Below are 12,105 nucleotides of genomic sequence, written 5' to 3'. Positions count from 1 at the left end.
GCAGCCGCGTTCAGTGCTTGCCGTTGCCCGAGCCGCTCATCATGATCTTGTCGGTGTAGGCAATGGCCATGGCCGACAGCAGGAAGGTGATGTGGATCGACGTTTGCGCGATGAGCACGGTGTCGGTGTAGTTGCCTGCGTTGATGAAGGTCTTGAGCAGGTGGATCGAGCTGATGCCGATGATGGACATCGCCAGCTTCACCTTCAGCACCGACGCATTCACATGGCTCAGCCATTCAGGCTGGTCGGGGTGGCCGCGCAGGTCCATGCGGCTCACGAAGGTCTCGTAGCCGCCCACGATCACCATGATCAGCAGGTTGGAGATCATCACCACGTCGATCAGTGCCAGCACCACCAGCATGATCACCGTCTCGTTCAGGGTGGTGATGGGCGCGTCGGTCTTGTAGCCGATGCTGCTCACCAGCGCTTCCAGCGCCGTCTGGCTGCCGAAGGCGGCTTCCACCAGGTGCAGCAGCTCGACCAGGAAGTGCATCACGTACACGCCCTGCGCAACGATCAGGCCGAGATACAAGGGCAGCTGCAGCCAGCGGCTGGCAAAGATCAGCTTGGGCAGCGGGCGCATCGGGGACGACGGGTTCACCGTCGGTTGGGAGGATTCGGGTCGGGCCATGAATTTGAGTAAAGGAAGGTCCGGGCGCCAGGACGGCGTAAAGCCCGGGATTCTAAAGGCGGCGCTCCGCCGGGCCGCCATGGCCCGGGGCATCAGCGGCTACCATGCAACGTCAGTGGCCCGTAAGACCCGGCCGCCATAGTCCTGTCGCAATTTCCAAGCAAAGAACCGGAGGCAAGTGCAATGAGTACCGCAACGAACACGGCGAGCACCATCGAATCCGTGCTGGTCGAGAACCGGGTTTTCCCGCCTGACGAAAGAGCCAGCAAGGGCGCCAGGATTTCCAGCATGGCCGCCTACGAGGCGCTGCGCAAGGAAGCCGAGACCGACCCCGACGGCTTCTGGGCCAAGCGGGCCCGCGAGAAGCTCGTGTGGACCAAGCCCTTCACCCGCGTGCTCGACGAATCCAATGCGCCGTTCTACCGCTGGTTCGATGACGGCGAACTCAATGCCTCGGCCAACTGCCTGGACAGGCACATCGGCACGCCCGCCGAGAACAAGACCGCCATCATCTTCGAAGCCGACGACGGCAGCGTCACCCAGATCAGCTACAAGGACCTGCTCACCCGCGTGAGCCAGTTCGCCAACGCGCTCAAGCAGGAGGGCATCGGCAAGGGCGACCGCGTCATCATCTACATGCCCATGACCATCGAGGGCGTGATCGCCATGCAGGCATGCGCGCGCATCGGCGCCACGCACAGCGTGGTGTTCGGCGGCTTCTCGGCCAAGGCGCTGCAGGAGCGCATCATCGACGCCGGCGCGGTGGCGGTCATCACGGCCAACTACCAGCTGCGCGGCGGCAAGGAACTTCCGCTCAAGTCCATCGTCGACGAAGGCATCGCGCTGGGCGGCTGCGAATCCATCAAGACCGTGCTGGTGTACGAGCGCACGCTGGGCAACTGGAACCGGGTCGAGGGGCGCGACAAGACCTTCACCGAAGTGCTCGAAGGGCAGAACACCCATTGCGAGCCGACGCCCGTGGGCGCCGAGCATCCGCTGTTCATCCTCTACACCTCCGGCTCCACCGGCAAGCCCAAGGGCGTGCAGCATTCCACCGGCGGCTACCTGCTGTGGGCCCGGATGACGATGGAGTGGACCTTCGACATCCGCCCCGAGGACGTGTTCTGGTGCACCGCCGACATCGGCTGGATCACCGGCCACACCTACGTGGCCTACGGCCCGCTGGCGGCCGGCGCCACGCAGGTGATCTTCGAAGGCATTCCCACCTACCCGAACGCGGGCCGCTTCTGGCAGATGATCGAGCGGCACAAGGTGTCGGTGTTCTACACGGCGCCCACGGCCATCCGCTCGCTCATCAAGGCGGCCGACTCCGACGAGAAGGTGCACCCGAAGAACTGGAACCTCTCTTCGCTGCGCATCCTCGGTTCGGTGGGCGAGCCGATCAACCCCGAAGCCTGGGTCTGGTACCACAAGAACGTGGGCGGCGAGAAGTGCCCCATCGTCGACACCTTCTGGCAGACCGAGAACGGCGGCCACCTGATCACGCCGCTGCCGGGCGCCACGCCGCTGGTGCCGGGCTCGTGCACGCTGCCGCTGCCGGGCATCGCGGCCGCCATCGTCGACGAGACGGGCAAGGACATTCCCAACGGCTCGGGCGGCATGCTGGTCGTCAAGCGCCCCTGGCCCTCGATGATCCGCACCATCTGGAACGACCCGGAGCGCTTCAAGAAGGCCTACTTCCCGGCCGAGATGGGCGGCACGATCTATCTCGCCGGCGACGGCGCGGTGCGCGACGCCAAGACGGGCTACTTTCGCATCACCGGCCGCATCGACGACGTGCTCAACGTCAGCGGCCACCGCATGGGCACGATGGAGATCGAGTCGGCCCTGGTCGCCAAGACCGACATGGTGGCCGAGGCCGCGGTGGTGGGCCGCCCCGACGAGCTGACGGGCGAAGCCATCTGCGCCTTCGTGGTCCTGAAGCGTCCCCGCCCCACGGGCGACGAGGCCAAGGCCATCGCCAAGGAACTGCGCGACTGGGTGGCCAAGGAAATCGGCCCCATCGCCAAGCCCAAGGACATCCGCTTCGGCGACAACCTGCCCAAGACCCGCAGCGGCAAGATCATGCGGCGCCTGTTGCGCAGCATCGCCAAGGGCGAGGCCATCACGCAGGACACGAGCACCCTGGAGAACCCGGCCATCCTGGAGCAGTTGGCGCAAGCCAACTGATCCAGGGCACGGCGCCAGCCGTGCCGGTGCGAAGCACCGAGGAAGGTGAAGACGGCACTCATATCGCCGAAGGCGATGTGACGTGCCGGCAGAACCCGGCCATCCTGGAGCAATTGGCGCAAGCCAACTGATCCAGGGCACGGCGCCAGCCGTGCCGGTGCGAAGCACCGCGGGCCCATGTCCGACAGGGCTCGCGGGCAAATAGGTTAAAAATCGGACTTCCTAATAACGAATTCAGGAGGTCTTGATATGCGTTTGCGAACCGGATTCTTGCTCGTGATCGTGCTGCTCATTGCAGCACTGGCATTCTTGAACTGGGGAACCCTGTCGCAGCCGACGTCCATGTCGGTGGGCTTCACCCAGGTGACGGCGCCGCTGGGCCTCGTGATGCTGGGGCTGACGGTGGTGCTCGGCGTGGTGTGCCTGGCCTACGTGTTCTACCTGCAGAGCTCGGTCATGCTGGAAACACGCCGCCACAACAAGGAAATGCAGACCCAGCGCGACCTGGCCGACAAGGCCGAGGCCTCGCGCTTCACCGAACTGCGCAACTACCTCGACGCCCAGGAGCAGGCCCGTGCCGCGCGCAATGCCGAGCTGCTGTCGCGCCTGACGACGCGCATCGAGCAGATGGAGTCCACCTTCAAGTCGCGCGTGGACCAGTCCGACAACAGCACGGCCGCGCACATCGGCCAGCTGGAAGACCGCATCGAACGGCGTGCCGCGCCGGCGGACATCAACCCGCAGATTTGAACCAGGGGGCATGCGCCCCCGCGGCTTACTTGGTTTGCAGAACCCAGGCGGCCAGCTTCTTGGCGTCCGCCTCGCTCACCTGCGTGTTGGCGGGCATGGGCACCGGACCCCAGACGCCCGAGCCGCCCTTCAGGATCTTGCCGGCCAGCAGGTCGGTTGCGCCCTTGGTGTCCTTGTACTTGGCCGCCACATCCTTGAAGGACGGGCCGATCACCTTCTTGTCCACCGCATGGCAGGCCATGCAGTTCTTCGATTGGGCCAGTTGCAGGTCGGCCAGCGCGGGGGCTGCCAATCCGGCGGACAGGGACAAAAACAACAATGCTTTCTTCATGGGGCTCTCTATCGTTGGGGCCTGCGCTACAGTGCGGAGGTAACGCTACGTGACATTCTAGGAGTGCCGCGCGGCGCCCTGAAGAATACATCCCGGAGGGTATTGCAATGTGGTTCCTGGGCCTCGGCCTGCTAGGCGTAGCACTCAAGTTCCTGGAGATCGGGCCGGTCGCGCAGTGGTCCTGGCTGGTGGTGCTCATTCCCTTCGGTCTGGCGATCGTGTGGTGGGCCTGGGCCGACTGGTCCGGCTACACCAAGCGCAAGGCGGTCGAGCGCGAGGACCAGCGCCGGCAGGACCGCATCGACCGCCAGCGCAGCCAGCTGGGCATGCTGAACAGCCGTTCGCGCAAAGGCGGCCGCCGCTAAGAATCGCCATGCGCCACTTGCCCTCGCTTTCCTCCGTCGCCCTGGTTTGCAGCCTTGCGTTTGCCGCCGGCGCCGTGCAGGCCGCGCCCGATGCCAAGCTGCTGGCTGCTGCCGAGAAGGCCCAGCCGGCGCTGATCGAGAACCTCAAGGAGATGGTTCTCATCGAATCGGGCAGCCTCAATTCGGAAGGCCTCATGAAGATGGCCGACCTGACCGACGGCCGCCTGAAGTCCCTGGGCTTCCAGACCCGGCGCGTCAAGACCACGACCGGCGCGCCCGCCGAGATCGTCGTCGGCACGATGAAAGGCAGCGGCAAGCGCAAGTTCATGCTGCAGGCCCACATGGACACGGTGTACCCGGCCGGCATCCTCAACACGCAGGGCTACAAGGTCGACGGCAATCGCATCTACGGCCCCGGCATTGCCGATGACAAGGGCGGCATCGCGGTGATCCTGGCCTCGCTCAAGATCCTGCTGGATTCGGGCTGGAAGGACTTCGACACGCTCACGGTGCTGCTCAACACCGACGAGGAGGTCGGGTCCGGCGCATCGGGCGAACTGATCGCGAGCACCGCCGACCAGCAGGACTACGTGCTGTCGTTCGAGCCGACGGCGGCCAAGTCGGTTGCCAAGGGCGAGTCCCTGCTGCTCGGCGCGGCGGGCATCGCGAAAGCCACGATGGACGTCAAGGGCCGGGCGGCGCACGCGGGCGCTGCGCCCGAAATGGGCCGCAATGCCCTTTATGAACTGTCCTACCAGATGCTGCAGACCAAGGACCTGCCCAAGGACATCCCCGGCGTGACGCTGAACTGGACCGTCGCCACGGCCAACGGTCCGCTCAACCAGATCACCGAGAAAGCGCAGGCGCTGGGCGACATCCGCATCACGCAGCCTGGCGCCGAGAAGAAGCTCGACGCCGCCCTGCAGGCCAAGGTCGCCAGCGGCAAGCTGATTCCCGATACCGAGACCACGGTCAAGGTCGACGTGAACCGGCCCGCATTCCTGGCCGGCGACAAGGGCCTGGCCGTGGCGAAGAAGGGGCAGGAGATCTACAAGGAAATAGACCGCGAACTCGGGCTCGCACCCATGACCGGCGGTGGTACCGACGCGGGCTTTGCCGGCCGCTCGGGCAAGGCGACCGTGGTCGAGAGCTTCGGCCTCGCTGGCTTCGGCTACCACGCGCGGGACGAATACATCGAGGTCGACTCGATCGTTCCGCGCCTCTACCTCGTCACGCGTCTCCTGCAGGAACTGGGCAAGCAGTAGCCGACAGGGTTCAGGCCGGCGGCTGGATGCCCCAGCGGCGCATGCGCCGGTACACCGTCATGCGTGCCACGCCCATCTGATGGGCCACGGCGCTGATGTTCCAGCGTGCCGCGCGCAGGTACTGCAGCAGCAGCATGGCTTCGGGCGATGGCGGATGGCCTGCGTGGCCGGCCACCTCGCCCGCACCGTCTGACGGTTCGGCCGCCTCGATGGCCGTCATGGACGTCGCGGCCAGCACGCTTTCCGGAAGTTCGGGCAGCCCGATGGTGCCGCCCGGTCCCGCCATGGCGCGTGCAAAGTCCAGCGCATTGCGCAGCTCGCGCAGGTTGCCGGGCCATGCATAGGCCAGCAGGCGCTGCTCGGCCGCGGGGTCGAGCTGCACGCCCGATGTGCCCAGAAAGCGGCCGATCAGCCAGGCCAGGTCGCGCCGCCGGCGCAGCGGCGGCAGCGTGAGGTGCGCGCCGGCCAGGCGGTAGTACAGGTCTTCCCGAAAGCGCCCCTCGCGCACGCGCGCGGGCAGGTCCGCATGCGTGGCGGCCAGCACCCGCACGTCGACCTTGACGGCCCGGGTGGCACCAATGGGCAGCACTTCGCGCTCGGCCAGCACGCGCAGCAGCCGCGCCTGCATGGCCAGCGGCATGTCGCCGATCTCGTCCAGGAACAGGGTGCCGCCGTCGGCCTCCTGCACCAGGCCGCGCTTGCCCTTGGGCGCGGCGCCGCTGAAGGCGCCGGGCAGGTGGCCGAAGAGCTCGCTTTCGATCAGCGTCTCGGGAATGGCCGCGCAGTTGACCGCCACGAAGGCCTGATCACGGCGCGGGCTGGCCGCATGCAGCGCGCGCGCCAGGTATTCCTTGCCGCTGCCGGTCTCGCCGGTCACCAGCACGCTCACCTCGGTTTCTGCCAGGCGCGCGGCGCGCTGCAATTGCTGGTCGAGTGCCGCATCGCCGCCGCTGAGCGCCGCCAGCGGCGAGGGCAGGGCGATGGCGTCGGCCACGGTCGGCATCACCACGCGGCTGGGCGGTGCAATGGCATGCAGGAACAGGCGCGTGCCGCCGCGCAGCGCCACGGCGCGGCGTTCGCCCGGCATTGCGCGCAGGTAGCGGCCCAAGTCGTTGAAGCGAAGGTCGAACAACTGCTCGAAGGCCAGGCCCAGCACGCAGCTGCCATGGGCAGCTTCCAGCAGCAGCTGCGCCGCGCGGTTGTGGCCGACCATGCGGCCGCCGGCATCCAGCGCCACCAGGTAGTCGGGGCTGATCTCCACGAACTCCGGCGACGGATGCAGCTTGAGCACCCAGTCGCTTCGGAACCAGCGCAGGAAGTTCGCGCTTTCCACGCGGTGCGCATACAGCTTGACCAGTTGCAGCGCCAGGTGCTGGCTGCTCTTGGCCTGCGGCGAGGTGAGCGCCGAGATGTCGAGCACTGCCGTCAGGTGGCCCAGCGGGTCGAAGATGGGGGCGGCCGTGCAGGTCAGCGGAATGTGGGTGGCGTCGAAGTGGTCGGTCTGGTGCACCACCAGCGCCTGGCCCGCCGCGATGGCGGTGCCGATGGCGCAGGTGCCGGCCAGGTGCTCGTTCCAGTCGCTGCCCAGGTACAGGCCGGTGCGGCGCAGGTCGGGGTCCAGCCGCAGGTCGCCCAGGTAGTCCACCGTGACGCCGCGCGCGTCGGCCAGCAATACGCAGTAGCCCAGGCCGCCCACCTGCTGGTGGATGGCCTCCAGCCCGTGCCGTGCGATGGACAGGAATTCCTCGATGCGCTCGCGGTGCTCGCGCACCCGCTGCGAAGGCAGGATGATGGCTTCCTGCATGCGCGTGGGGTCCAGCTTGTGCTGGTGCACGCAGCGCGACCAGCTTTCGCGGATGAGCGGGTCGACCGCGGGCCCGGCTGCGCCCGCATGCGGGTCGACCAGCCGGATCACCTCGTGAATGTGCTCGCGCTGCGCTGTCTGCATGGCGCTTGTCTCCTGCTGTGGGCACGCCGCGGCATCGCCACGGGCCTGGGTGTGGCGGCCAATATAAACCCCGCGCGGGTTCAGGTGCGCAGCTTGCGCCCGAGCAGTTGCTCGACCTTCGCGGTCTTGGCCGTCAGGCGCCCGCCGGGTCCGTCGCGCCAGTCGACCTTCAGGTTCAGGCCGATGCGGGTGCAGCCGGCCTGGCGCAGGTGGTCGAAGCAGGCCTTCACGACGGCAAAGCTTTCGTCCCATTCGCCCTCGACGATGGTGCCCATGGGCGTGAGCTGGTAGGGCAAGCCGCTCCTGTCGATGATGTCGATGACCTGGGCCACGTAGGCGCTGACGCTGTCGCCGTCGGCGCGCGGGGAAATCTGGAATTCAAGCAGGACCATGGTCTTCCTCTTGCTGGGTTTGTTGCGTCTGTTGCTTCTCTTGCGGTTTTTTGTCGATCACATGGCGGCCAGGCCGTGCGTGCGCAGTGCCTCGGCCAAGCGGCCGGCCCAGCCGCCAGGGCCGGGCGACTGCCCGGCACGCATGGCTTCGGTGGCGACGCTGGTCAGCGCGTCTTCGCGGTAGCGGCGCGCCTGGCCCAGGCCTTCTTCGAAGGCATTGGTGGCGGCGGTGAGCGCAGCGGGGTCGGCGTCCAGCACGATGACGGCATGCGCCAGCACGACGGGCACGCCTTGCACACGGCGCCATGCCTGTGCGGTGCCCACCAGCTTGCGGCCGTTGGCCGCGAGGTTGTAGCGGCCGTCGCAGAACGAGCCTTCCACCGCTTGGGGCGATGCGGCCACGCCCAGGGCGGCCAGCGTGCGTTCGAGCAGCGCGCACAGCGCCCGGTAGACCGCATCGGCCTGCACGGGCTCGGACTGCGCGGTGCGCCACAGCAGGCTCAGGTTCCACAGGCCCGGCCCCTGCGGCACCAGCCCGCCGCCGGATGAACGCACATGCACCGGCGTGCCGGCCCGCGCGCACTGCGCCTGCCAGTCGGCCCAGCCGGCAGCACGCGCATAGCTGGCCGGTACCGCCCAGCCGGGCTGGCCTTGCCACAGGTGCGCCTGCGGCCCCGAGCCGGCGGCCACCGCCTGTGCCCAGCCGCGCTCGGCGGCGATGCCATCGGCCAACGGCATGGCGTGGTGCTCGAGCGTGGCAAAGCGCGGCAGCGGCATGCGGCAATGCTAACCAGCGGCGCGCGCCAGGTGCTTCAGCAGGGCCGCATTGACCTCGCTGGCCTTCTCGAGCATGGCCATGTGGCCGGTGCCCGGGAAACGGATCACCTCGGCACGCGGCCCCGCGTTGGCGGCCTGCGCCGCAGGGATGACCTGGTCGTCCTCGCCCCAGAACACCAGCAGCGGCTTGTCCAGCGCCTGCAGCCCTTCGGCCAGCACGGTGCTTTGCCGGCCGTCGGCGAACAGCGCGGCGCCCAGCTCGGCCAGCAGCGGCTCGATGCCGTCCAGGCGCTTGTACTTGAGCATGTCGTCCACCATCTGGCGGCTGACCAGCGCCGGGTCGGCGAACAGCTGCTCCAGCACGGGCTTGAGATCGCGCCGCGACTGCGCCTGCACGAAGCCGTCGGTGTAGCCGGTGTTGATCGCCTCGCCCAGCCCCGCGGGGCTGACCAGCGCCACGCTGGCCACGCGTGCGGGCGCGTCCAGCGCCAGCTGCAGCGCGATGGCGCCGCCCATCGAATGGCCCACCAGGTGCACCGGCCTCTGCACGCCCGCTGCGTCGAGAAAGCGCGCGACGAAGCCGGCGAGTGCAGGCAGCGAAGCGCCGGGCAGCTTCGCATCGCTGCTGCCGTGGCCAGGAAGGTCCAGCGCCAGGACGGGATGCCGCTCGGCCACCGCATCGAGGTTGAACAGCCAGTTGTTCAGATCGCCCCCGAAGCCGTGGATGAACAGCACCGGCACGCCTTGCTCGGGGCCGCGCCGCGCGTAGCGGATGCGGATGCCGTCCACCTCGGCGCTCTCGAAGGCGGGGCCGCTGTCCTCGTCGTCGGCGCCGGCATCGGGCACCTCGAAGGCGGCGATGTAGGCATCGATGTCGGCATCGCTGACGTCCTCTTCCGCCAGCACCGCCAGCAGCGACTTCACCGGCAGCAGCTCGCCGCTCTGGCCGACGATGCGGCGCAGGAGGCCTGCATCCGCGGCCTCCACCGCATTCGAGATCTTGTCGGTCTCGACCTCGACGATGGCCTGGCCCACCGCGATGCGATCGCCTTCCTTCACCAGCCAGTCCTGCACCGTGCCCTCGCGCATCTCCAGGCCCCATTTGGGCATGACGATGGGGGTGATCTGCTTGTCGCTCATGTCAGTGCGCTCCCTTGCCCAAGGTGCGGCGCGCAGCACTGGCGATCTGCGCGGCGCTCGGGATGTAGATGTCTTCCAGGGCAGGCGAGAAGGGCACCGGCACATGCGGCGGCGCCACCATCTCGATGGGGCCCTTGAGCGCGCCGAAGGCCTGCATCGCCACCTGCGCGGCAATGTCGGTGGCGATGTTGCAGCGCGGGCTGGCCTCGTCCACGCACACCAGGCGGCCGGTGCGCTCCACGCTGTCGAGCACCGTGTCCATGTCCAGCGGCGAGAGCGTGCGCAGGTCGATCACCTCGGCTTCGATGCCTTCCTTGGCCAGCAGCGTGGCGGCTTCCAGCGCGCGGTGCACCATCAGGCCGTAGGTCACGATGCTCACGTGCTTGCCGTCGCGCACCACGCTGGCTTCGCCGAAGGGAATGGCGTAGCTGCCTTCGGGCACTTCGCCTTCCAGGCCGTAGAGGTTCTTGTGCTCGCAGAAGATCACCGGGTCGTTGTCGCGGATGCTCTGGATCAGCAGGCCCTTGGTGTCGTAGGGCGTGCTCGGGCAAATCACTTTCAGGCCCGGGATGTGCGTGAACAGCGGCGTGAGCATCTGCGAATGCTGCGCTGCGGCCCGGAAGCCCGCGCCCACCATGGCGCGGATCACCACCGGCGTCTCGGCCTTGCCGCCGAACATGTAGCGGAACTTGGCCGCCTGGTTGAAGATCTGGTCGAAGCACACGCCCATGAAGTCGATGAACATCAGCTCCGCAATGGGCCGCATGCCGCAGGCTGCGGCGCCGATGGCGGCGCCCACGTAGGCGCTCTCGCTCAGGGGCGTGTCGAGCAGCCGGTCGCCGTGCTTGGCGTACAGGCCCTTGGTCACGCCGAGCACGCCGCCCCACGCATCCTGCTCGCCCTGGGCGCCGGCGCCGCCGACGATGTCCTCGCCCATCATGATCACGCTCGGGTCGCGCGCCATCTCCTGGTCGATCGCCTCGTTGATGGCGGTCTTCATGCTGATCTTTCTGGCCATGATGAATCTCCTTGGGTTCTTCTCAATACTTGACGTAGACGTCGGTGGTCAGCGCGGCGGGCGCGGGCTGCGGGGCGGCCTTGGCTTCGGTGCAGGCGCGCTCGATCAGGTCGAGCACCTCGCGGTCGATGGCGGCCAGCTCGTCGGCCTTCACCAGGTTGGCGCCGGTCACCGCATCGGCAAAGCGGCGCAGGCAGTCGCGGTTGGCGCGGATGTGGTCCAGCTCGCCCTTGGCGCGGTAGGTCTGCGCGTCGCCTTCGAAGTGGCCGTAGAAGCGCACCATCTGGCATTCCAGCAGCGAGGGGCCGCCGCCTTCGCGGGCGCGGCGGATCACTTCGCCCGCGGCCTCGTGCACGGCGAAGAAGTCGGTGCCGTCCACCGTCACGCCGGGCAGGCCGAAGCCGGCGGCGCGGTCCACGTAGCTGTCGACCGCGGTGCCGTAGTCGCGCGAGGTGGATTCGGCATAGCCGTTGTTCTCCACCACGAAGATCACCGGCAGGTTCCACACCGCCGCCAGGTTCAGGCTTTCGAGAAAGGTGCCCTGGTTGCTGGCGCCGTCCCCCACGAAGCAGATGCCCACGTCGCTGGGGCCGCCCGCCTTGGCGCGGTACTTGGCGGCCAGCGCCGCGCCGCACACCAGCGGCGCGCCGGCGCCGAGGATGCCGTTGGCGCCCATCATTCCCTTGGACAGGTCCGCGATGTGCATGGAGCCGCCCTTGCCGTTGCACGAGCCGCCGGTCTTGCCGTAGATCTCCTTCATCATGCCGATCACGTCCACGCCCTTGGCGATGCAGTGGCCGTGGCCGCGGTGGGTGGAGGCGATGCGGTCGCCGTCGCCCAGGTGGCTCATGATGCCGACGGCGGTGGCTTCCTCGCCGGCGTACAGGTGCACGAAGCCGGGGATGTCGCCGCGCGCGAAGTCCACGTGCAGGCGTTCCTCGAACTCGCGGATGGTGCGCATGCGGCGGTAGGCCGCCAGCAATGAGGGCTTGTCCAGCGGGAAGGGGTTGTCACTAGGCATGGTGCGTCTCCTTGGGGTGGTGGTGAAAGAAATCCATTCAGGCCGCGCCGCACAGCAGGCCGCGCAGCGCGGCTTCGTGCAGGCAGCGGCCCACGTCGATGGTGGAAAAGGCGTTGGCCCGCACGCTGATGTGCACGCGCTCGCCGGCGCCGAAGGCCAGCTCGCGCTCGCCGTCCAGCGCGACCACGCCGGCCGCCTGCCGCACCGCGAAGTCCTGGCCAGGCGGCATGGCCTCGACATGCTCGATGCCGATGGCGCGCACCATGCCCGGGGCGAT

The 12,105-nt window shown here is 68.0% G+C and carries 12 protein-coding genes and 1 pseudogene; 4 read left to right on the top strand and 9 right to left on the bottom strand.

The annotated features are described in order from the left end of the window. Window positions 1-10 precede the first annotated feature (10 nt). The gene (locus tag VSO01S_RS15290; RefSeq protein WP_068643680.1) at window positions 11-631 is read right to left on the bottom strand and encodes a TIGR00645 family protein; all 621 of its coding nucleotides are present in this window, start codon (window positions 629-631) and stop codon (window positions 11-13) included. A gap of 183 nt (window positions 632-814) precedes the next feature. Between VSO01S_RS15290 and acs the strand changes: the two genes are divergently transcribed. Next, window positions 815-2,821, top strand: a complete 2,007-nt coding sequence (acs, locus tag VSO01S_RS15285; RefSeq protein ID WP_068643679.1) for an acetate--CoA ligase — start codon at window positions 815-817, stop codon at window positions 2,819-2,821. A 249-nt stretch (window positions 2,822-3,070) separates the two neighbouring features. Continuing rightward, a complete protein-coding gene (locus VSO01S_RS15280) occupies window positions 3,071-3,571 on the top strand; it encodes a LapA family protein (protein ID WP_068643678.1) in 501 nt (166 codons plus the stop codon). 25 nt (window positions 3,572-3,596) lie between these two features. Here VSO01S_RS15280 and VSO01S_RS15275 read toward each other — a convergent pair whose 3' ends face one another. Next, the gene (locus VSO01S_RS15275) at window positions 3,597-3,902 is read right to left on the bottom strand and encodes a c-type cytochrome (RefSeq protein WP_068643677.1); all 306 of its coding nucleotides are present in this window, start codon (window positions 3,900-3,902) and stop codon (window positions 3,597-3,599) included. Window positions 3,903-4,009: 107 nt separating this feature from the next. Here VSO01S_RS15275 and VSO01S_RS15270 point away from each other — a divergent pair, with 107 nt between their 5' ends. Then, window positions 4,010-4,267 (top strand): TIGR04438 family Trp-rich protein, encoded by a 258-nt coding sequence (locus VSO01S_RS15270; protein ID WP_068643676.1) that lies wholly within the window; start codon window positions 4,010-4,012, stop codon window positions 4,265-4,267. A gap of 8 nt (window positions 4,268-4,275) precedes the next feature. Continuing rightward, the gene (locus VSO01S_RS15265) at window positions 4,276-5,532 is read left to right on the top strand and encodes a glutamate carboxypeptidase (RefSeq protein WP_068643675.1); all 1,257 of its coding nucleotides are present in this window, start codon (window positions 4,276-4,278) and stop codon (window positions 5,530-5,532) included. Window positions 5,533-5,542: 10 nt separating this feature from the next. Here VSO01S_RS15265 and VSO01S_RS15260 read toward each other — a convergent pair whose 3' ends face one another. The 7 genes and pseudogenes from VSO01S_RS15260 to VSO01S_RS27545 all read right to left on the bottom strand — a co-directional run. Beyond that, on the bottom strand, window positions 5,543-7,480 hold the full coding sequence (locus VSO01S_RS15260; protein ID WP_068643674.1) for a sigma-54-dependent Fis family transcriptional regulator: 1,938 nt from the start codon (window positions 7,478-7,480) through the stop codon (window positions 5,543-5,545). 80 nt (window positions 7,481-7,560) lie between these two features. Then, entirely contained in the window at window positions 7,561-7,872 is a 312-nt protein-coding gene (locus tag VSO01S_RS15255; RefSeq protein ID WP_068643673.1) for an MTH1187 family thiamine-binding protein, read from the bottom strand. 57 nt (window positions 7,873-7,929) lie between these two features. Continuing rightward, window positions 7,930-8,649: a lipoyl protein ligase domain-containing protein gene (locus VSO01S_RS15250; protein ID WP_068643672.1), complete on the bottom strand. Its 720-nt coding sequence runs from the start codon at window positions 8,647-8,649 to the stop codon at window positions 7,930-7,932. Window positions 8,650-8,658: 9 nt separating this feature from the next. Then, window positions 8,659-9,789, bottom strand: coding sequence for an acetoin dehydrogenase dihydrolipoyllysine-residue acetyltransferase subunit (locus VSO01S_RS15245; protein ID WP_068643671.1), 1,131 nt, complete (start codon window positions 9,787-9,789; stop codon window positions 8,659-8,661). A gap of 1 nt (window position 9,790) precedes the next feature. Continuing rightward, window positions 9,791-10,807 carry an alpha-ketoacid dehydrogenase subunit beta gene (locus VSO01S_RS15240; RefSeq protein WP_068643670.1) on the bottom strand — a complete coding sequence of 339 codons (1,017 nt, stop codon included), beginning with the start codon at window positions 10,805-10,807 and terminating at the stop codon, window positions 9,791-9,793. A 22-nt stretch (window positions 10,808-10,829) separates the two neighbouring features. Beyond that, on the bottom strand, window positions 10,830-11,828 hold the full coding sequence (locus tag VSO01S_RS15235) for a thiamine pyrophosphate-dependent dehydrogenase E1 component subunit alpha (RefSeq protein ID WP_068643669.1): 999 nt from the start codon (window positions 11,826-11,828) through the stop codon (window positions 10,830-10,832). Window positions 11,829-11,865: 37 nt separating this feature from the next. Further along, a pseudogene (locus tag VSO01S_RS27545) lies at window positions 11,866-12,105 on the bottom strand (acetoin catabolism protein X); the annotation flags it as partial.

Origin of the sequence: Variovorax soli NBRC 106424 (assembly GCF_001591385.1) — a bacterium.
Taxonomy (GTDB): domain Bacteria; phylum Pseudomonadota; class Gammaproteobacteria; order Burkholderiales; family Burkholderiaceae_C; genus Variovorax; species Variovorax soli.
The sequence above is the reverse complement of the archived record's forward strand: the minus strand, read 5'-3'. Positions and strand labels throughout refer to the sequence as shown.

Excerpts from the sequence above, each read along its gene's own strand:
- VSO01S_RS15290 (WP_068643680.1), bottom strand. The coding sequence starts at position 631 with ATGGCCCGACCCGAATCCTCCCAACCGACGGTGAACCCGTCGTCCCCG.
- acs (WP_068643679.1), top strand. The coding sequence starts at position 815 with ATGAGTACCGCAACGAACACGGCGAGCACCATCGAATCCGTGCTGGTC.
- VSO01S_RS15280 (WP_068643678.1), top strand. The coding sequence starts at position 3,071 with ATGCGTTTGCGAACCGGATTCTTGCTCGTGATCGTGCTGCTCATTGCA.
- VSO01S_RS15275 (WP_068643677.1), bottom strand. The coding sequence starts at position 3,902 with ATGAAGAAAGCATTGTTGTTTTTGTCCCTGTCCGCCGGATTGGCAGCC.
- VSO01S_RS15270 (WP_068643676.1), top strand. The coding sequence starts at position 4,010 with ATGTGGTTCCTGGGCCTCGGCCTGCTAGGCGTAGCACTCAAGTTCCTG.
- VSO01S_RS15265 (WP_068643675.1), top strand. The coding sequence starts at position 4,276 with ATGCGCCACTTGCCCTCGCTTTCCTCCGTCGCCCTGGTTTGCAGCCTT.
- VSO01S_RS15260 (WP_068643674.1), bottom strand. The coding sequence starts at position 7,480 with ATGCAGACAGCGCAGCGCGAGCACATTCACGAGGTGATCCGGCTGGTC.
- VSO01S_RS15255 (WP_068643673.1), bottom strand. The coding sequence starts at position 7,872 with ATGGTCCTGCTTGAATTCCAGATTTCCCCGCGCGCCGACGGCGACAGC.
- VSO01S_RS15250 (WP_068643672.1), bottom strand. The coding sequence starts at position 8,649 with ATGCCGCTGCCGCGCTTTGCCACGCTCGAGCACCACGCCATGCCGTTG.
- VSO01S_RS15245 (WP_068643671.1), bottom strand. The coding sequence starts at position 9,789 with ATGAGCGACAAGCAGATCACCCCCATCGTCATGCCCAAATGGGGCCTG.
- VSO01S_RS15240 (WP_068643670.1), bottom strand. The coding sequence starts at position 10,807 with ATGGCCAGAAAGATCAGCATGAAGACCGCCATCAACGAGGCGATCGAC.
- VSO01S_RS15235 (WP_068643669.1), bottom strand. The coding sequence starts at position 11,828 with ATGCCTAGTGACAACCCCTTCCCGCTGGACAAGCCCTCATTGCTGGCG.